The sequence below is a fragment of the Roseovarius sp. A46 genome (assembly GCF_004126395.1).
In the GTDB taxonomy this organism is placed as follows: domain Bacteria; phylum Pseudomonadota; class Alphaproteobacteria; order Rhodobacterales; family Rhodobacteraceae; genus Roseovarius; species Roseovarius nitratireducens.
Genome location: NZ_PVWS01000001.1, coordinates 205,374 through 222,637, shown reverse-complemented (window position 1 = coordinate 222,637; position 17,264 = coordinate 205,374). Strand labels below are relative to the sequence as shown.

At 67.1% G+C, this 17,264-nt stretch carries 21 protein-coding genes; 12 read left to right on the top strand and 9 right to left on the bottom strand.

The window, feature by feature from the left end; translation table 11 throughout:
* Positions 1 to 11 precede the first annotated feature (11 nt).
* Positions 12 to 1,586 (top strand): lysine--tRNA ligase, encoded by a 1,575-nt coding sequence (locus C6W92_RS01095; protein WP_129431231.1) that lies wholly within the window; start codon positions 12 to 14, stop codon positions 1,584 to 1,586.
* 65 nt (positions 1,587 to 1,651) lie between these two features.
* On the top strand, positions 1,652 to 2,056 hold the full coding sequence (locus tag C6W92_RS01090; RefSeq protein ID WP_241691035.1) for a cytochrome c: 405 nt from the start codon (positions 1,652 to 1,654) through the stop codon (positions 2,054 to 2,056).
* 13 nt (positions 2,057 to 2,069) lie between these two features.
* Here the strand turns inward: C6W92_RS01090 and C6W92_RS01085 are convergent, their stop codons facing one another.
* The 6 genes from C6W92_RS01085 to C6W92_RS01060 all read right to left on the bottom strand — a co-directional run bounded on the left by C6W92_RS01085 (position 2,070) and on the right by C6W92_RS01060 (position 7,055).
* Complete coding sequence (locus C6W92_RS01085; protein ID WP_129431229.1) at positions 2,070 to 2,396, bottom strand: DUF3775 domain-containing protein; 327 nt, start codon at positions 2,394 to 2,396, stop codon at positions 2,070 to 2,072.
* A 65-nt stretch (positions 2,397 to 2,461) separates the two neighbouring features.
* Complete coding sequence (locus C6W92_RS01080) at positions 2,462 to 3,196, bottom strand: SDR family NAD(P)-dependent oxidoreductase (protein WP_129431228.1); 735 nt, start codon at positions 3,194 to 3,196, stop codon at positions 2,462 to 2,464.
* Positions 3,193 to 3,753: a DUF3833 family protein gene (locus C6W92_RS01075; RefSeq protein ID WP_129431227.1), complete on the bottom strand. Its 561-nt coding sequence runs from the start codon at positions 3,751 to 3,753 to the stop codon at positions 3,193 to 3,195. Before C6W92_RS01075 ends, C6W92_RS01080 begins: the two co-directional genes overlap by 4 nt.
* Positions 3,754 to 3,757: 4 nt before the next feature.
* Complete coding sequence (locus C6W92_RS01070; protein ID WP_129431226.1) at positions 3,758 to 5,005, bottom strand: MFS transporter; 1,248 nt, start codon at positions 5,003 to 5,005, stop codon at positions 3,758 to 3,760.
* Positions 5,002 to 5,760, bottom strand: a complete 759-nt coding sequence (locus C6W92_RS01065; protein ID WP_129431225.1) for a DUF1365 domain-containing protein — start codon at positions 5,758 to 5,760, stop codon at positions 5,002 to 5,004. The genes C6W92_RS01070 and C6W92_RS01065 overlap by 4 nt, the downstream gene beginning before the upstream one ends.
* Entirely contained in the window at positions 5,757 to 7,055 is a 1,299-nt protein-coding gene (locus tag C6W92_RS01060) for an FAD-dependent oxidoreductase (protein ID WP_206735481.1), read from the bottom strand. Before C6W92_RS01060 ends, C6W92_RS01065 begins: the two co-directional genes overlap by 4 nt.
* 273 nt (positions 7,056 to 7,328) lie before the next feature.
* Here C6W92_RS01060 and C6W92_RS01055 point away from each other — a divergent pair, with 273 nt between their 5' ends.
* From C6W92_RS01055 to C6W92_RS01040, 4 genes are all read left to right on the top strand, one after another.
* Positions 7,329 to 7,868, top strand: coding sequence for a sigma-70 family RNA polymerase sigma factor (locus C6W92_RS01055; RefSeq protein WP_206018391.1), 540 nt, complete (start codon positions 7,329 to 7,331; stop codon positions 7,866 to 7,868).
* Positions 7,869 to 7,873: 5 nt separating this feature from the next.
* Positions 7,874 to 8,527 (top strand): ChrR family anti-sigma-E factor, encoded by a 654-nt coding sequence (locus C6W92_RS01050; protein WP_129431223.1) that lies wholly within the window; start codon positions 7,874 to 7,876, stop codon positions 8,525 to 8,527.
* 134 nt (positions 8,528 to 8,661) lie between these two features.
* Positions 8,662 to 8,871: a mercury resistance system transport protein MerF gene (merF, locus tag C6W92_RS01045; protein ID WP_104020104.1), complete on the top strand. Its 210-nt coding sequence runs from the start codon at positions 8,662 to 8,664 to the stop codon at positions 8,869 to 8,871.
* The gene (locus tag C6W92_RS01040; protein ID WP_129431222.1) at positions 8,868 to 9,074 is read left to right on the top strand and encodes a GDCCVxC domain-containing (seleno)protein; all 207 of its coding nucleotides are present in this window, start codon (positions 8,868 to 8,870) and stop codon (positions 9,072 to 9,074) included. The genes merF and C6W92_RS01040 overlap by 4 nt, the downstream gene beginning before the upstream one ends.
* Here C6W92_RS01040 and C6W92_RS01035 read toward each other — a convergent pair.
* Positions 9,069 to 9,368, bottom strand: coding sequence for an SCP2 sterol-binding domain-containing protein (locus tag C6W92_RS01035; RefSeq protein WP_129431221.1), 300 nt, complete (start codon positions 9,366 to 9,368; stop codon positions 9,069 to 9,071). The two genes, C6W92_RS01040 and C6W92_RS01035, sit on opposite strands and share 6 nt — an antisense overlap.
* A 179-nt stretch (positions 9,369 to 9,547) precedes the next feature.
* Between C6W92_RS01035 and dddP the strand changes: the two genes are divergently transcribed.
* Positions 9,548 to 10,888 carry a dimethylsulfonioproprionate lyase DddP gene (dddP, locus tag C6W92_RS01030; protein ID WP_129431220.1) on the top strand — a complete coding sequence of 447 codons (1,341 nt, stop codon included), beginning with the start codon at positions 9,548 to 9,550 and terminating at the stop codon, positions 10,886 to 10,888.
* Positions 10,889 to 10,894: 6 nt separating this feature from the next.
* Here the strand turns inward: dddP and C6W92_RS01025 are convergent, their stop codons facing one another.
* Both C6W92_RS01025 and C6W92_RS01020 read right to left on the bottom strand, forming a co-directional pair.
* Complete coding sequence (locus tag C6W92_RS01025; RefSeq protein ID WP_129431219.1) at positions 10,895 to 11,083, bottom strand: hypothetical protein; 189 nt, start codon at positions 11,081 to 11,083, stop codon at positions 10,895 to 10,897.
* Positions 11,084 to 11,206: 123 nt separating this feature from the next.
* Entirely contained in the window at positions 11,207 to 11,956 is a 750-nt protein-coding gene (locus tag C6W92_RS01020) for a GGDEF domain-containing protein (RefSeq protein ID WP_129431218.1), read from the bottom strand.
* A gap of 199 nt (positions 11,957 to 12,155) precedes the next feature.
* Here C6W92_RS01020 and C6W92_RS01015 point away from each other — a divergent pair, with 199 nt between their 5' ends.
* The 5 genes from C6W92_RS01015 to C6W92_RS00995 all read left to right on the top strand — a co-directional run bounded on the left by C6W92_RS01015 (position 12,156) and on the right by C6W92_RS00995 (position 17,219).
* Positions 12,156 to 13,367, top strand: coding sequence for a bifunctional alpha/beta hydrolase/OsmC family protein (locus C6W92_RS01015; protein WP_129431217.1), 1,212 nt, complete (start codon positions 12,156 to 12,158; stop codon positions 13,365 to 13,367).
* 120 nt (positions 13,368 to 13,487) lie between these two features.
* The gene (locus C6W92_RS01010) at positions 13,488 to 14,294 is read left to right on the top strand and encodes a mechanosensitive ion channel domain-containing protein (RefSeq protein ID WP_129431216.1); all 807 of its coding nucleotides are present in this window, start codon (positions 13,488 to 13,490) and stop codon (positions 14,292 to 14,294) included.
* 217 nt (positions 14,295 to 14,511) lie between these two features.
* On the top strand, positions 14,512 to 15,999 hold the full coding sequence (ffh, locus tag C6W92_RS01005; RefSeq protein ID WP_129431215.1) for a signal recognition particle protein: 1,488 nt from the start codon (positions 14,512 to 14,514) through the stop codon (positions 15,997 to 15,999).
* 51 nt (positions 16,000 to 16,050) lie between these two features.
* Complete coding sequence (locus C6W92_RS01000; protein WP_129431214.1) at positions 16,051 to 16,614, top strand: GNAT family N-acetyltransferase; 564 nt, start codon at positions 16,051 to 16,053, stop codon at positions 16,612 to 16,614.
* Complete coding sequence (locus tag C6W92_RS00995; protein ID WP_129431213.1) at positions 16,611 to 17,219, top strand: GNAT family N-acetyltransferase; 609 nt, start codon at positions 16,611 to 16,613, stop codon at positions 17,217 to 17,219. The genes C6W92_RS01000 and C6W92_RS00995 overlap by 4 nt, the downstream gene beginning before the upstream one ends.
* The last annotated feature ends 45 nt before the right edge of the window (positions 17,220 to 17,264 follow it).

Sequence of the window (17,264 nt, the reverse complement as noted above, 5' to 3'; positions counted from 1 at the left end):
GAGTTTGAGCGATGTCCGATCTGCGCGAAGCGGCGATGAATTCGAAGGCGTGGCCTTTTGAAGAGGCGCGCCGCGTGCTCAAACGCTACGAAAAGGCCCCGCCGGAAAAGGGGCACGTGCTGTTCGAGACCGGCTATGGCCCGAGCGGATTGCCACATATCGGCACCTTCGGCGAGGTGCTGCGCACCACCATAATCCGCCGCGCCTTCGAGACGATCAGCGACATCCCCACGCGGCTCATCTGTTTTTCCGACGATCTCGACGGGATGCGCAAGGTGCCGGGCAACGTGCCCGATCGCGAAATGCTGGCCGAGCACCTGCAAAAGCCGCTGACATCCGTGCCCGACCCGTTCGGCACGCACGAAAGCTTTGGCGCGCACAACAATGCCATGCTGCGGCGGTTTCTCGATACGTTCGGGTTCGAGTATGAATTCGTCAGCGCCACGGAGTTCTACCGCTCCGGGCAGTTCGACGAGGTGCTGTTGCGCGCCGCCTCCGCCTATGACGACATCATGAAGATCATGCTCAAATCCCTGCGCGAAGAGCGTCAGCAGACCTATTCGATCTTCCTGCCCATCCACCCCGAGACGGGGCGCGTGCTCTACGTCCCGATGAAGCATGTGGACGGCGCCAGAGGCGAGATTACCTTCGACGACGAGCAGGGGCGCGAATGGACGCTTCCTGTCACCGGCGGCCGGGTAAAGCTGCAATGGAAGCCCGATTTCGGGGCGCGCTGGGCGGCGCTGGGTGTCGACTTCGAAATGTATGGCAAGGACCATTCCACCAACACGCCCATCTATGACGGCATCTGCCGGGCGCTGGGCGTGCGCCCGCCCGAGCATTTCACCTACGAGCTGTTCCTCGACGAGAGCGGGCAGAAGATCTCGAAATCCTCCGGCAACGGCATCTCGATCGACGAATGGCTGCGCTATGCCTCGACCGAGAGCCTCAGCTATTTCATGTATCAAAAGCCCAAGACCGCCAAGCGGCTGCATTTCGACGTGATCCCCAAGGCGGTGGACGAGTATCACCAGCAATTGCGCGCCTATGCCGGTCAGGACGCGGCGCAGCGGGCGGCCAACCCGGTCCATCACATCCACAACGGCGACGTGCCCCAGAGCCGGATGGTGGTGCCCTTCTCGATGCTGCTCAACCTCGCCTCTGTTTCCGCCGCCCATGACAAGGAGACGCTCTGGGGCTTCATCCGCCGCTACGCGCCCGGGGCAAGCGCCGCGACACATCCCGATCTCGATGCCGCGGCGGGCGGGGCGGTGCGCTATTACGAGGATTTCGTCGCCCCTACCAAGGTCTATCGCGCGCCCACCGATCTGGAGCGCGAGGCGCTGACCGATCTGCGCGATCAACTGGTAGCCTATGACGGGCCCACGGATGACGAGGCGCTGCAATCCATCGTCTACGCCGTGGGGCGCGACCGGTTCGACCCGCTCCGCGACTGGTTCAAGGCGCTCTACGAGGTGCTGCTGGGGGCCTCTCAGGGCCCGCGCTTCGGCGGATTCATCGCGCTCTATGGCGTGGCAGAGACGGTGGCGCTGATCGACCGGGCGCTGGGGGGCGAACTCGCGTGATCGGGACCATTGCGCCACGCGGGCGACGCGGATAGCCTCGGATGCAAACGCGAATGAGGCCCCCGATGCAGACCCGTCCCCTGTTCCTTGTCGCCGTGCTGGGCGTTGCCGCCTGCGTGCAGGCCGTTTCCATGCCCGATGCGGGCGAAGGCGCGGCGATCTATGCCGATAACTGCGCGCAGTGCCACGGCACGTCCGGAAAGGGTGACGGACCCTGGGCCCCGGCGATGACCCCGCCGCCCGCCGATCTGACCCGACTTTCCGAGGATGGCACCTTCCCGCGCCGTCACGTGCTGTCGGTGATCGACGGCTACGACCGCACCGGCCTGCCGGGGCAGGACATGCCGGAATTCGGCCTGCTGCTGGAGGGCGAGACAGTGCCGGTGGATGTGGGCGACGGGGTGCTCACGCCCACACCGCGCCCGCTCGCGGCGCTGATGGCCTACCTTGAGAGCATCCAGGAGGGGTGAGGGCAGCCCCCGGCTAGCCGCCGCGGATCAGGTCGTCCTCATCCGCCGCCGCCGACAGGCCGAGCGCGTCCAGCCCGTTCTCGAGGTGATCGGACAGGTGCGGCGTGCCGATCAGGTAATCGGCGCAAGGCGTCGTCGCCTCCTCAAAGGCGGTGCGCTTTGCCTCCTCGATCTCCTCGGCCTCAAAGCTGCCGCGCCCGATCCACATGACCGCGACGAGGCTGGCCTGCTCCTCCTCGCTCAGCCGGTCGATGAAGGCACGCAACTCGCCCTCGGCACGGCCAAGCTCGCGCGCCATAAGAACGATCTGAGCAATCTTGTAAACGGTGATGTCCAGCATGGGTGGCCTCCTCGCGCACGATCATGCCACACATTTGCCCGCGCGCAGAGACCCTTTCCTTGATCTCACGCAAACAGGCGATAATAGAGCCCGTCCGGCAAAAATCGCGACAGGCGAAACACGTAGCTGAAAAGCCGGGGAAAATGGCGCTGAAAGGCGCCCGCGTCGCACATCAGCTCGAACATTTCCTGCGCGGCGGCCTCGGGCGACATGATGAACGGCATGTGAAACGCGTTCTTGTCGGTGAGCCGTGTCCTGATAAAGCCGGGATTGGCAAGCTGCACGCGCACGCCACTGCGCCACAGGTCCGCACGCATCGATTCGGCGAGGCTCATCACCCCGGCCTTCGACGCCGCATACCCGATGGCGCCGGGCAGGCCGCGAAACCCCGACAGCGAGCCGGTCAGCACGATGTGCCCCTCGCCCTTCGCCACCATGCCGGGCACGACATGGCCCAGAACCCGCACCGCGCCGGTGAAATTCACATCGGCCATCGCCGTGGCCTCCTCCGCGCGCCATTCGGTCGCGGGCATCGGCCAGTAGACGCCAGCGAGGTAGACCAGGCCGTCGATCTCGCCCACCGCTTCAGCCGCCTGTGCCACGCTCGCATCGTCGCGCACGTCCACCGGCACGGCGCGCGCACGTCCCGGCAGTGCGGCGACAAGCTCCGCAAGCCGCGCCTCGTTGCGGGCGGACACGATCACCTCCACCCCCGCCGCGCTCAGCTTGTGCGCCAGCGCCGCGCCGAGCCCCTCGCTCGCACCAACCAGCCAGTAGCGCTTGCCCTGCCAGCCGGTCATGGCTCCACCCGGCGCATGGTGGCGACAAGCTCTGCCACCTTGATCCCGAACTTGCGGAACTGGCTGCGGTTCACGATCACGCCACCGGGGGTGAGATACATCCAGTCGGTCACGCTCAGCACATGGCCACCCGCCTCCCGCGGCAGGCGGATGCGATAGCTCAGCCGCGCCGCCGCGCCGGTCTGCTGCCCGTGGCCGGGGCCCACGAGATCGTCGGCCTCGGCGCGAATGGTTCCGTCATTGCTGAGCGTGAGCTGCCATTCGCGATCCTGCCGGTTGCCGCTGTCATAGCGGAAATGCTCGCGCATGATGCCACGCCCACCATGCCATTCCGCCTCGAAATCGGCGTCGAACCGCGAGGCGACCCGCCCCAGCGGGCCATAGATCACGCCCTCGCACTTGATCGGGCCATTGAGATGCTCGCGCAGGTCGAGACGCGGCGCAGAGGCGGCATAGTCACCGAGCCGCTGCGCGCCGAACCCGGCAAATCGCGCGGCCACCGCCATGAGCACCAGCATCCCGACCGCACCGAGGAGAATCAGTCCCACCGCGTCCATCCCGTCATCCTTTCCCGTCGTCGAGGTCCGTGCGCAAGAGCAGCGCGATAGCCCCCAGTTTCAGCAGGCAGGGCAGCCCGCCATACATCAGCGCAAGCAGCCACAGCGCCTGCGCGTCGTTCTCCCCACCCGCACGAAAGCCGCCCACCTCCAGCGTCGGCAACACCGCCACGGCGGCGAGCGCCAGCGTGAATTTCGACACAAAGGCCCAGAGGCCAAAGCCCTCGGCGCCACCCGGCGCGATGGCCGCCATGCGGCGGGCGAAAAGCGCGGGGAGCAGCGTCATGTCCGCCCCCGTGGCCGCGCCCGAGACCACGCAAATCACCGCAAAGGCCGCGAGATCGCCCGCGCCCAACGTGACCGCCCAGCCAAAGGCGACAATCGAGACGCCCATCGCCCAGAGCAGCATCCGTTTCGCACCATACCGCTCGGCCAGCGCACCCCAGAGCGGCGCGGCACAGGCGGCGCTGAGAAAGAACAACACGAGGTAAGGCCCCTCCCATCCCGGCGCGGCGAGGCGGCTTTCAACGAAAAACAGAAACAGCGTCGAGGTGACGGCCACCGGCGCGGCATTGACCAGCGCCACCGCCAGCAACCGCCGGGCGCGCGCGTCGCGCAGCACGGTGCCAAAGCCCGTTGCGGCCGTGCCATCGCCTCCGCCCTGCCATTGCCCAACCATCGCCAGCCAGGCCACCACCACCAGCGCGGCAAAGGCCAGCGCAAATCCCGCGTAGCCGCCCAACAGCGTCGGCGCCGTCGCCGCGGCACAGATGCCCAGCAGCGCGCCGGTCTCGCGCCAGCGCGCCAGCCGCAAATGCCCCGCGCCGGGCAGCCGGTCGGCGGCGGCGACGCCCTCGGCATACATGCAGATGGTCAGAAAGCTGAACGCGCTGAACACCAGCGTCAGCATCAGCGCGAACCAGACGAGCGGCGCGACGGGTGGGGCGATGGCAAAAAGCCCCAGCATCCCGCCCGCGATCATCGCGGCAGCGGCGCTCACCGCCAGCCCCCGCCAGCGCGCGCTGCGCGCCGCCAGCCAGCCAAGCGCCGGATCCTGCACCACGTCGATCAGCCGCAGCGCGAACAGCACCGTGCCCAGCGCCGCAAGCGAGACGCCATGCGCGTCGGCATAGACCTTGGGCGCGTGGATATAGACCGGCAATCCCGCCGCCGCGAGCATCCCGGCAAAAAGCGCGTAGCCAGGCAGGCGCGGGGTGGGGGCCGCACCGGACAGGGTGGCGGCGTGGCTCATCGACTGACCTCGTCGGCGGGCGGCGCGGGGCGTGCGTGAAACCGCGCCCCCTTCCACCACAGCCGCAGCGCCTGCCAATGGATCAGCGCCAGCACCCGGCGCGACCCGAACGGGCGGCGCAGCAGCGCCCCCGCCATGCCCCGCAGGCTCAGCGGGCGCACGGGGCCGGTGAGCGTGGCCACCACCCCGCCATTGCCCGCCGTCAGGTCGATCCAGATGCCGATGCGGTCGGGGCGCAGATCAAACCGGAATTCATACGCCCCCTCGACCGGCTGAAACGGCGAGACGTGGAATACCTTGCGCGCGCGCAGCCTGTCCGTGGCGGTGATCGGCGCGTGGTCGTCGCGGTGGCACAGGTAGGAATGGCGATCGCCATAGGTATTGGTCACCTCCGCGATGATGCAGCGGATCGCGCCGCCTTCGTCGTGGCACAGCCAGAATGCGACCGGGTTGAACACATGCCCCAGCACGCGCGGCTGCGCCAAAAGCTCGATCCGCGCAGGCTCGGGCAGACCGTGAGCGGCCAGCACCTCGCGCACCCATGCCGCGCCGCGCCCCTTGCCCGGCGGGCCACCGTGGTCGCGGTCATGAAGCGACATCACCCCCGCGCGGCCCCGCGCAAACAGGCGTGGCGCGGTCGGCGCGGCGTCCTCGGCATCCAGCAATAGGTAATCCACCCGATAGCGAAACGCGTTCTCCACCGCGCCCTTGCGCCCGTGCCATGTGTGGCCCGCGATATGGCGGACGATACTCATTCGGCGGCAATATCTGCGACGACCGGCGCGCTATCGCGGGCGAGGATCGCGTCGGCCACCTCGAGCCCGGTGGCAAGCCCGTCCTCGTGAAAACCGTGGCGCAGCCACGCACCGCAGAACCACGTATGTCGCGCACCGTTGCCCGCGCGCACGCGCTCCTGCGCGGCCAGCGCACTGAGGTCATAGACCGGGTGGCGCAGCGTCACCTGGTCATAGATCAGCTCTTCGCGGATGGGGCGCGTGGTGTTGAGGGTGACGAAATGCGGATCGTCCCGCGGGATCGGCTGCAGGCTGTTCATCCAGTAGGTCAGGTCGATCTGGCCCGCGCGCTTGGCCGGGCCCTCGGTATAGTTCCACGACGACCACACCGCCCGGCGCCGCGGCATGAGGCTCGTGTCGGCGTGCAACGTGATGTCGTTGGGCTGATAGGCGATGGCCCCGAGATTGCGGCGCTCCTCTGCACTTGGATCGGACAGCAGCGCCAGGCTGTCGTCGGAATGAGTGGCAAATACCACCTCGTCGAACCGCTCCCACTCCGCACCCTCGGCGCGCAGCATCACCCCGTGCGCATCGCGCCGCACACCCCGGACCGGCGTGCCGGGCCGCAGCGCAACGCCCCGCGCCCGCATCGACCTCTCCAGCCGGTCCACATAGGCCCGCGAGCCGCCCGCGACGGTGTACCACTGATGCTGTTCGTCATACCCCAGCAGCCCGTGGTTCTTGAAGAAACGCACCAGCGCATGCGCCGGGAAGTCGAGGACCTTTTCAACCGGGGTGGACCAGATCGCACCCGAGAACGGCGTGAGGTAATACTCGCGAAACCACCGCCCCAGCCGCATCCGGTCCATCAGCGCGCCGATGCTGAGGCTGCCATCCTCCGACACCGCCAGCGCGCGCGCGTTAAAGCGAAAGATGTCGCGCAGCATGAGCCAATGCCGCGGGTCGAGGGCGCGCGCCCCTTGGGCAAAATAGGCACGCGCACCCTCCAGCCCGTATTCAAAGGCACCGCCGCGGAACGACGCGCCAAAGCTCATGGTGCTTTCCGTCACCGGCACGTCCAGCCGGTCGAACATGGCCGTAAGCTCGGGATAGGTGGCGTAGTTGAAGACGATGAAGCCGGTATCGACCGGCTGATCGCCGCGCTTGCCCGCGATCACCGTGCGCGCATGCCCTCCAAGCCGCGGCTCGCCCTCGTAGAGCGTCACCGCGTGACGACAGGCCAGCCGCTCGGCCACCCCCATGCCGGTGATCCCGGCGCCGATGACGGCGATCTTTCGTTGCGCGGGATGGAGCATGGCGGGGTGGTCCTTCATTATCAAAACACTTCCCACGTTTACGCGGCACGGTCGCCACCGGATTAGAATGCGTGCGACACGGTCGTGGAACGGTGGTCAGCCCGGCAAAGTGATCCGGCCCGGTGCGCGGTGCGTAACAGGGGCATGTTCACCGAAACACTCCCCGCGACCGCCGCCCGCGTCGCCCCCCCCTCGCCGCCCGCACGCCTACGTGCTATGTGGCACGCTGACAGACGCAAGGGAGCGGACAGCAGCGTGGTATCAAAGGACCGGATGACCAGAGGCCAGGACGCTTGGGTGACGTCCATGATCGCGGTGCGCGACGCACGTGACGAGGCGGCTTTCGCCCGCCTGTTCGGCCACTTCGCCCCGCGGGTAAAGGCGTTCCTCATGCGCTCGGGCGCCGATGCCACGCTGGCCGAGGAATGCGCGCAAGAGACGATGGCGACGCTATGGCACAAGGCGCACCTGTTCGATCCGAACCGCGCCTCGGTGGCAACGTGGATATTCACCATCGCGCGTAACCGGCGCATCGACGTGCTTCGCCGCACAAGACACCCCGAGCCCGAAGACCTGCCCTGGGGCCCCGAGCCAGAGCCCGACCAGGCCGATGCGCTGGCCCTGCAACAGGAAAGCAAACAACTGGGCGAAGCGCTGGCCGCCCTGCCCGAGAAACAGCGCGTGCTGATCGAAAAGGCCTATTTCGGCGATCTCACCCATTCCGAGATCGCCACAGAGACCGGCCTGCCGCTCGGCACCATCAAATCCCGCATCAGACTGGCGCTCGACCGTCTGCGCCACGCAATGAAGTGACGACCATGACCATGCATGACATCAACCACCACCTGACCGACAAGCTGCTGATGGCTTATTCTGCGGGCGCATTGCCCGAAGCGTTCAGCCTGGCCGTGGCCACGCATGTCTCGATGTGCGACGACTGCCGCGCGCGGCTCGGCGCCTACGAGAGCCTTGGCGGCGCGGTCCTGGAACGGGCCGATACCGTGGCGATGGCCCCCGATAGCCTTGACGAGACAATGGCGCGCATCCGCAACGGCGCGCCCGTCGTCAACACCCCCGCGCCGCGCAGACGCGGCGTGCTGCCCGCGCCGCTTTGCGATTACGTGGGCGGCGATCTCGACGATGTGCGCTGGCGGTCCATCGGCATGGGGGTGAAACAGGCGATCCTGCCCACCTCGCGCGACGCCACGGCACGGCTTCTGTTCATCCCGGCGGGCGCGGCGGTCCCCGATCATGGACACCGCGGCACGGAACTGACACTGGTGCTGCAAGGCGCCTTCGTGGACGAAACCGACCGCTACGGTCCCGGCGATATCGAAATCGCCGACGAGGATCTCCACCACATGCCGGTCGCCGATATCGGGGCGGATTGCATCTGCCTCGCCGCTACCGACGCCCCCCTGCGCTTCCGCGGGGTGATCCCGCGTCTGGCACAACCCTTCCTGCGCATCTGACGGTTTGCGCGCGGGACCGGTTGTTCGCCCCCCCGGAATGAGCGCCCATCATGTCAATGTGACCGATATCCCCTTGATCCAGTAGCGGCGACAGGATGTAGACTGTGCCGAGAACTGACCCAGACGGGCAGCGTATGGCGGATTGGCGACTGGCATTCGGATTTGGGGGGACCACGATCACCGCACTTTGCTGCGTGACACCGCTCCTGCCGTGGGTGCTCGGGGCGCTTGGCCTGTCGGGACTGATCGGCGTTCTCTATCGCGACGCGGTGCTGTTGCCGCTGCTGGCCGGATTTCTGATCTTCACGGGGGTTACGCTATGGCGCCGCAAGAACCGCAAATGAGCCTGTCCTCACGGCTGACCTGCCCGCATTGCGGCGCCGCCGAGGATCTGGAGATGCCCACCGACTCCTGCCAATGGTTCCACGAATGCAGCGCCTGCGGCGCGGTGCTGCACCCGCAACCGGGCGATTGCTGCGTGTTCTGCTCCTACGGCACGGTGCCCTGCCCGCCTGTCCAGGCGGGCAAAGGATGCTGCGGCTCATGACCCGGTGAGGATGCCCGACACCTTGAGCGCGCGCTGCACGTTGCCCTCCACCCGCAGCTTGCCGGTCATGTAGGCGGTAATCGGGTTCTGCGCGCCCGACAGGATCGCGCGAAACACCGCGTCGCTGGCGCCGAGCACGACGTCGGCAGCGGCGTCGGACGTGCCCGGCTCGGCCCCCGCCTCGCTCAGCAGCACGCTGCCGTGATCCGCGATTTCCAGTCGGGCACGGCCCCGGATCCGACCCGTGGCCCGAGGCCCGAGCGTAGCGACATATTCGGCGATGAGGGGGCTCATGGGCACTATGGTCCTTGCTTCGCGCGCGTTGCGGTCACGGCCGAGCATGGGCCGCACGGCGGCGCGTGCAAGCCGGACCCTGCGTCACGAAGGGCGAAAATCGACATTGGCCCGCGTCGCAATCCGGCGCGCGGGCAATACCCGCCGCTTGCCAATCTGGCGGGAGGGAGGACCAACCGATGAACCGCCACTATCGCGATACCCGCAAGATCGACCCGACACGCGGCACCACGCTTGGCGACAATACCCCCAACGATGCCGACCGGATCGAGATCGGGCCGACGCGGCTCGCCTTCGACGAATGGGCGGCGGCGGGGCTGGAGCTGCCGGACTTGCAGGCGATGCGCCGCTATCGCTGGGCGCGGCTCACGCGGCACATCGTGGACCGAGATTACGCGGGCCTCCTGATGTTCGATCCCCTCAACATCCGCTACGCCACCGACAGCACCAACATGCAGCTCTGGAACGCGCATAACCCGTTTCGCGCGCTGCTGCTCTGTGCCGATGGCCACATGGTGATGTGGGATTACAAGAACGCGCCGTTCCTGTCCTCCTTCAACCCGCTGGTGGCCGAGGTTCGCTCGGGCGCGGACCTGTTTTATTTCGACCGGGGCGACAAGGTGGACGTGGCCGCCGACCTGTTCGCGGGTGACGTCCGCACGATCTTGGCCGAACACGCCCCCGGCAACACGCGGCTCGCCGTGGACAAGCCGATGATCCACGGGCTTCGCGCGCTAGAGGCGCAAGGACTCACCATCATGGAGGGCGAGGAGGTCACCGAAAAGGCGCGCAGCGTCAAGGGCCCCGACGAGATCCGCGCCATGCGCTGCGCGAGCCATGCCTGCGAGCGGGCCGTGCGCGCGATGGAGGATTTCGCCCGCGCCAACGTGGGCGACGGCAAAACCTGCGAGGATGACATCTGGGCCGTGCTGCACGCCGAGAACATCCGCCGCGGCGGCGAGTGGATCGAAACTCGGCTCTTGGCCTCGGGACCGCGCAGCAACCCGTGGTTCCAGGAATGCGGGCCGCGGGTGTGCCAGCGAAACGAGATCATCAGCTTCGACACCGACCTGATCGGCAGCTATGGCATCTGCGTGGACATCTCGCGCAGCTGGTGGATCGGCGATCAGCGGCCGCGCCCGGACATGGTCTATGCCATGCAGCACGCGGTGGAGCATATCCGCACCAACATGGAGATGCTGAAGCCGGGCGTGAACATCCAGGACCTGAGCCGCAACACCCACGTCCTGGACGAGAAATTCCAGGCGCAGAAGTACGGCTGCCTCATGCACGGGGTGGGGCTGTGCGACGAGTGGCCGCTGGTGGCCTACCCCGAAAAGATGGTCGAGGGGGCCTTCGACTACGTGCTGGAACCGGGCATGGTGCTCTGCGTCGAGGCGCTGGTGGGCGAGGTTGGCGGCGATTTCTCGATCAAGCTGGAGGACCAGGTTCTCATCACCGAGGACGGCTTTGAGAACCTGACGCGCTATCCGTTCGATGCGGCGCTGATGGGCGACTGACGCCGGTCAGCGCGACCGGCGGACATTGCCGTGCCAGTCCTCGTAGGCGGGCTCGGCCCCCTCGACGTTGCGCGGTTCCGGGGTTTCGCCGGAGACGATCACCGCCATCAGCAACGCCGCAAGGCCAAGTGTCACTGTAAAACGGGGAACGCGACCGGTGCGAGAGGCCGGGGGGAGGCAGATATCCTGGGGCATTGTGCTGTCCTTTCCTTGAGCATGGTACAAGGATAGATAGACCCGCGCCTTCAATCACCAAAACAAATGTTTATAGTGTTAATCATCAAATTTCGTTATGCACCGTGTTCCCTTCTTCAGCCCTCATTCCGCCGCCGTTCCCATCGGGATCGCCGCATCGTCACAGCCCGGATCGTAGAGCAAGGCGCGGTCGCGCCCGGCGTGCTTGGCACGGTAGAGCGCGCGATCGGCCTGCTGGATCGCGGTATCCATGTCGCCGCCGGGCGGCAGCGCCGCAACCCCGAAACTCGTCGTCAGACGCAGGGTATGCGCGCCGTGGTAGATCGCCGAGGCACGGACCCGCGCGGCGAGCCGCTCGGCCACGGCGAGCCCCTCATCGGCACCCACGTCGCGCAGCACGATCACGAATTCCTCGCCGCCGAACCGCGCGACGATATCGGCATGGCGGCAATTCCCGGTCAGCATGGCGGCGAACTGGCGCAGCGCCTGGTCGCCCGCGAAATGGCCGTAACGGTCGTTGAACCCCTTGAAATTGTCGATATCCGTGACGATCACCGCACAGGCCCCCGCGGTCATCGGTCCGGTGCGCTCGTAAAACGCCCTGCGCGTGTGCACGCCAGTGAGCAGGTCGTGGTTGATCGCGTGTTCCAGCCGCGTGCCGAGGCGGTGCACCTCGTACATCCGGCGGCCCACGAACCACGCGATCGGCGCGGCGAGCATCAACGCCATCGCCGACCCGGGAACGAGCGTGCGCGCGGCGAGATCGGGCGGCAGCATCCCGAAGCGCAGGCCCAGGCTGCCCAGCAGAACGATCACCGAGATCGCCACGGTGAATCGCCACACATCCCCTTTCGTGCGCACGCGCCAAGTCATCTCTCACCCTCCTGTTGCGCCCCGTTTCAACATGGCGCGATCCGGGTTAATGACGGGTGGCGGCGCGCCGGGATAATGTGGTCAATTCGATGCGAAAACCACGAAGCCTCACCATCGCGTGACGACCCGCGCCCGATGCTGGAAGCCGCGGCACCGCGCGCCTAGTCTCTAGGCGACGGAATTGAAAGGGGACGGGGATATGCCCACCGAACGCTTCACCTTCGCGGGCCATGACGGCCACGAGCTTGCCGCGCGGCTTGACCTGCCCGAGGGACCGCATCTGGCCACGGCCCTCTTCGCGCATTGCTTTACCTGCTCCAAGGACATTCCCGCCGCGCGCCGCATCGCGGCGCGGCTGGCCGGTGCCGGCATCGCCGTGCTGCGTTTCGATTTCACCGGGCTGGGTCATTCGGGTGGCGAATTCGAGAACACGTCATTTGCCTCGAACGTGGCCGATCTCGAACTCGCGGCGGCGGCGCTGGCCGCGCGCGGCATGGCGCCGGGGTTGATGATCGGGCACAGCCTTGGCGGTGCGGCGGTGCTGGCGGCGGCGGGCGGTATCGACAGCGTGCGCGCGGTCGTCACCATCGGCGCGCCGTTCGATCCCGGCCACGTCACCCATAATTTCGCCGGCGCGCTGGACCGGATCGAGGCCGAGGGCGCGGCCGAGGTCACGCTTGGCGGGCGGGCGATCCGCATCGGGCAAGGCTTCGTCGAGGACGTGCGCGCCGAACGGCTTGCCCCGAAAATCGAGGGCCTGCGGCGCGCTTTGCTGGTGATGCACGCGCCGCGCGACGCAGTGGTGGGGATCGAGAACGCCGCCGAGATCTTCAAGGTGGCAAAGCATCCCAAGAGCTTCGTCACCCTCGACGGGGCCGACCACCTGGTGACCGATCCGGGAGATGCCGAATACGCCGCAGAGGTGATCGCCGCATGGGCAGCGCGATACCTCGACCTGCGCACCCCCGCCCCGCCACCGGGCGCACCCGAGGGCGTCGTGCGGGTGAGCGAGGCCAATCCCGGCGGCTTCTTGCAGGACGTGAACGCCGGGCCGTCGCACCACGTTCTGGCCGACGAACCCGAGGCCTATGGCGGCACCGATCGCGGCATGTCACCCTATGGTTTTCTCGCCGCCGGTCTCGGGGCCTGCACCTCGATGACCATCCGCATGTATGCCCGACGCAAGCGATGGCCACTCGACCATGTCAGCGTCGATGTCTGCCACGACAAGGTCCACGCGCAGGACGCCGACAGCCGCGGCACGGCCAAGGCCGACCGCTTCCTGCGGGTGATCCGGCTGGAGGGCGACCTCGACGAGGATCAGCGCGCGCGCCTGATGGAAATTGCCGACCGCTGCCCGGTGCACCGCACGCTGGAAAAGAGCGCGGTGGTGGAGACGCGGGCGGGATAGACGGCGGGTGCGACGGGCGCAAGACGCACGATCTCGCATCCGGCGACGGCCGCGCCATTGCGAAACCGGCGGTCCTGCTGCAAGGCTGTGGACAGTTCATTCGTACAGACGGAGATCCAAATGCAGGACATCCTTTCATCTCTGGGCGGCTATGCCCCGCTCGTCATCGCCGCGGCCAAGGCGCTGGCGGTCCTTGTGGTGGGCTGGATCGTCGCCGGAGCGGTCAGCGCAACGGTGCGCCGCCGCGTCACCGCCAGCCCCCGCATCGACAAGACCATCGGCAATTTCGCCGTCTCCGTCGTGAAATGGGTGATCCTGCTCATGGTGCTCATCGCGGTCCTGGGCATCTTCGGCATCGAGGCCACCAGCCTCGTCGCGGTTCTGGGCGCGGCAACCCTCGCCATCGGCCTCGCGCTCCAGGGCACACTGAGCGATCTCGCGGCGGGGTTCATGCTGATCCTGTTCCGCCCCTACAAGATGGGCCAATACGTCGATATCGGCGGCACCTCCGGCACGGTGGTCGATCTCAACCTCTTCATCACAGAGCTTTCGACGCCCGACAACGTGCAGATCATCGTGCCCAACGGACAGGCATGGGGGGCGATCATCACCAATTATTCGCACCACGCCACGCGGCGCTGCGATCTCGGCTTCGGCATCGACTACGGCGACGACGCGGATCGCGCGATCGGGATCATCCTCGAACTCGCGCGCGCCGACGAGCGCGTGCATGACGATCCCGAGCCATGGGCGCGGGTGGTGAACCTCGGCGACAGCAGCGTCGATATCGGCGTGCGGCTGTGGTGCGACGCCGCCGATTACTGGGATCTGAAATTCCACATGACCAAGGCGGTCAAGGAGGCATTCGACGCGGGCGGCATCTCGATCCCCTATCCGCACCAGGTGAACGTGGAAAAGACGGGGTAACGCGGGGTGGGCCTGACCGCCGCGCTTCACCTTGACTCGCCCGCACGCCCGGCGTAAACGCCCCCAATCCCCGGAGGCTTGCCGCTTCCGGTCCCTTGGGCTGAATGCCCGGGATCGCCCCCCGTCAGCGCATTGCGCCCACGGGGGCATTTATCGTTTGAGACGTCACCCCCATCTCGGGTGACAGCCATGCAACCGGCGCGAAGGAGCGCGAGCGATGTTCGAAAACCTGTCCGAGCGCCTCTCCGGCGTCCTCGACCGGCTCACCCGGCAGGGGTCGCTCTCCGAAGACGACGTCAAGACCGCCCTGCGCGAGGTGCGCGTCGCCCTGCTCGAGGCCGACGTCTCGCTACCGGTGGCACGCGACTTCATCAAGCGGGTTGAGAAAGAGGCCACCGGCCAGGCGGTCACCAAATCCGTCACCCCCGGCCAGCAGGTCGTCAAGATCGTCCACGACGCGCTCATCGACACGCTGCGCGGCGAGGGCGATCCCGGCGCCCTCAAGATCGACAACCCGCCCGCGCCGATCCTGATGGTCGGCCTTCAGGGCTCGGGCAAGACCACCACCACCGCCAAGCTCGCCAAGCGCCTGACAGAGCGCGACGGCAAGCGCGTGCTGATGGCGTCGCTCGACACCAACCGCCCCGCCGCGATGGAACAGCTCGCCATTCTGGGTAAACAGATCGGCGTCGATACCCTGCCCATCGTCAAGGGCGAAGACCCCGTCGCCATCGCCAAACGCGCTAAGACCCAAGCCTCCTTGGGCGGCTACGACGTCTACATGCTGGATACGGCAGGCCGCCTCCACATCGACGCCGAACTCATCGCGCAGGCGGCGGCGGTGCGCGACGTGGCAAACCCGCGCGAGACGCTCCTCGTGGTCGATGGCCTCACCGGTCAGGATGCCGTCAACGTCGCCACCGAGTTCGACGACAAGATCGGCGTGACCGGCGTGGTGCTCACCCGGATGGACGGCGACGGGCGCGGCGGTGCCGCCCTCTCCATGCGCGCCATCACCGGCAAGCCGATCCGCTTCGTCGGCCTGGGCGAGAAGATGGACGCCATCGAGACGTTCGAGGCCGAGCGCATCGCCGGCCGCATCCTCGGCATGGGCGACATCGTCAGCCTCGTGGAAAAGGCGCAGGAAACGCTAGAGGCCGAACAGGCCGAGCGCATGATGCGCCGGATGCAAAAGGGTCAGTTCAACATGAACGACCTGCGCAGCCAGCTCGAACAGATGCAGAAGATGGGCGGCATGGAAGGGCTGATGGGCATGATGCCCGGCATGGGCAAGATGGCCAAGCAGGTGCAGGAATCCGGCTTCGACGACAAGATGATCACCCGCCAGATCGCCCTCATCCAGTCGATGACGAAAAAGGAACGCGCCAACCCCGCCCTGTTGCAGGCCAGCCGCAAGAAACGCATCGCCGCGGGCGCCGGGCAAGAGGTGTCGGACCTCAACAAGCTGCTGAAAATGCACCGCCAGATGGCCGACATGATGAAGAAACTCGGCAAGAAGGGCGGCAAGGGCATGCTCAAGCAGGCGCTTGGCGGCATGATGGGCAAGGGCGGCGGCATGCCCGACATGAACGACCCCAAGGCGATGGAAGAAGCCGCCCGCGCCATGGGCGGCAAACTGCCCGGCGGCATGGGCGGCGGCATGGGCCTGCCCCCCGGCCTCTCGGGTTTTGGCAAGAAGAAATAGCCCCATGACTTCATCTTGCCAAAAATATCCAGATTCAACGGGGGCCCGCCCATGACCCTCACCAACGCCCCCGTGCTCGACACGCCCCGCCTGATCCTGCGCGGGCCGGAACCGCGCGACATCGAGCCGATGATCGCCTTCCTGCTCGATCAGGAGCGCGCAGCGGGCTTCGGCGCGTCCCCCAACCGCGGCGACGCATGGCGCTGGTTCGCGCTCAACGTCGGGCACTGGCACATCCACGGCCACGGCTATTTCACGATAGAGGACCGCGAGACCGGCCAGCCCGCCGGCATCACCGGCATCTGGTATCCCGAAGGCTGGCCCGAACCGGAACTGGGCTGGGTGGTGTTCGACGGGTTCGAGGGCCGCGGCATCGCCTACGAGGCCGCGATGCGCGCGCGCCGCTATGCCTACGAGGATCTCGGCCTGACCACGCTCACCTCCAACATCGTGCCCGGCAACACCCGCTCCATCGCGCTGGCCGAACGTCTGGGCTGCTGGTTCGAGCGCGAATACGAAAACATCCACATGGGCCGCGATTACCTCTATCGCCACCCCGGCCCCGACGCAGCCTTGGGCCGCGACGACGATGGCTCGGTCGAGGCTTACGCATGACCAACTATCCCGACATCCCGGTGATCGAGACCCGCCGCCTCGTGCTGCGCGGGCCAGAGGTGGACGATTACCCCGATTTCAAGGCGACCTTCGCCTCCTACCGCTCGCGATTCATGGGCGGGCCTCTCAACGGCTACGAGGCATGGATGCTCTACGCTGCCGAGATCGGCCACTGGGCGATCCGCGGCTTCGGCATGTGGATGATCCACGACAAGGCAACCGACGAGACCCTCGGCATGACCGGCGGCTGGTTCCCCGCGAAATGGCCCGAGCGCGAGATCGCCTGGATCATCTGGCCCGACAAGGCCGGGCGCGGCTACGCGCTCGAGGCCACCCACGCCGTGCGCCGCCATTTCTACGAACATCAGGGCTGGGACGGCGCGGTGAGCTATATCGACCCCAAGAACCTCGACTCGATCCGCCTCGCCGAGCGTTTGGGCTGCACCAAGGACCACGATGCCGCGACCATCGACGGCTCCGACGCGGTCTATCGCCACCCCGCCCCCGGTGCCGCCGCATCGGGGCAGATCCGCGACGGCATCGAACTGGAAATCAACCACTACTGCGATCCGCTGTTCAAACCGAGGGGGATGCCCGTTGACTGATCCTTGCCCCACCGTCCGCCGCACAGGCCGAACCGTGCGGTTCGG

Coding starts and splice junctions, on each gene's coding strand:
- C6W92_RS01095 (WP_129431231.1), top strand. CDS start 12: ATGTCCGATCTGCGCGAAGCGGCGATGAATTCGAAGGCGTGGCCTTTT.
- C6W92_RS01090 (WP_241691035.1), top strand. CDS start 1,652: ATGCAGACCCGTCCCCTGTTCCTTGTCGCCGTGCTGGGCGTTGCCGCC.
- C6W92_RS01085 (WP_129431229.1), bottom strand. CDS start 2,396: ATGCTGGACATCACCGTTTACAAGATTGCTCAGATCGTTCTTATGGCG.
- C6W92_RS01080 (WP_129431228.1), bottom strand. CDS start 3,196: ATGACCGGCTGGCAGGGCAAGCGCTACTGGCTGGTTGGTGCGAGCGAG.
- C6W92_RS01075 (WP_129431227.1), bottom strand. CDS start 3,753: ATGGACGCGGTGGGACTGATTCTCCTCGGTGCGGTCGGGATGCTGGTG.
- C6W92_RS01070 (WP_129431226.1), bottom strand. CDS start 5,005: ATGAGCCACGCCGCCACCCTGTCCGGTGCGGCCCCCACCCCGCGCCTG.
- C6W92_RS01065 (WP_129431225.1), bottom strand. CDS start 5,760: ATGAGTATCGTCCGCCATATCGCGGGCCACACATGGCACGGGCGCAAG.
- C6W92_RS01060 (WP_206735481.1), bottom strand. CDS start 7,055: ATGCTCCATCCCGCGCAACGAAAGATCGCCGTCATCGGCGCCGGGATC.
- C6W92_RS01055 (WP_206018391.1), top strand. CDS start 7,329: ATGACCAGAGGCCAGGACGCTTGGGTGACGTCCATGATCGCGGTGCGC.
- C6W92_RS01050 (WP_129431223.1), top strand. CDS start 7,874: ATGACCATGCATGACATCAACCACCACCTGACCGACAAGCTGCTGATG.
- merF (WP_104020104.1), top strand. CDS start 8,662: ATGGCGGATTGGCGACTGGCATTCGGATTTGGGGGGACCACGATCACC.
- C6W92_RS01040 (WP_129431222.1), top strand. CDS start 8,868: ATGAGCCTGTCCTCACGGCTGACCTGCCCGCATTGCGGCGCCGCCGAG.
- C6W92_RS01035 (WP_129431221.1), bottom strand. CDS start 9,368: ATGAGCCCCCTCATCGCCGAATATGTCGCTACGCTCGGGCCTCGGGCC.
- dddP (WP_129431220.1), top strand. CDS start 9,548: ATGAACCGCCACTATCGCGATACCCGCAAGATCGACCCGACACGCGGC.
- C6W92_RS01025 (WP_129431219.1), bottom strand. CDS start 11,083: ATGCCCCAGGATATCTGCCTCCCCCCGGCCTCTCGCACCGGTCGCGTT.
- C6W92_RS01020 (WP_129431218.1), bottom strand. CDS start 11,956: ATGACTTGGCGCGTGCGCACGAAAGGGGATGTGTGGCGATTCACCGTG.
- C6W92_RS01015 (WP_129431217.1), top strand. CDS start 12,156: ATGCCCACCGAACGCTTCACCTTCGCGGGCCATGACGGCCACGAGCTT.
- C6W92_RS01010 (WP_129431216.1), top strand. CDS start 13,488: ATGCAGGACATCCTTTCATCTCTGGGCGGCTATGCCCCGCTCGTCATC.
- ffh (WP_129431215.1), top strand. CDS start 14,512: ATGTTCGAAAACCTGTCCGAGCGCCTCTCCGGCGTCCTCGACCGGCTC.
- C6W92_RS01000 (WP_129431214.1), top strand. CDS start 16,051: ATGACCCTCACCAACGCCCCCGTGCTCGACACGCCCCGCCTGATCCTG.
- C6W92_RS00995 (WP_129431213.1), top strand. CDS start 16,611: ATGACCAACTATCCCGACATCCCGGTGATCGAGACCCGCCGCCTCGTG.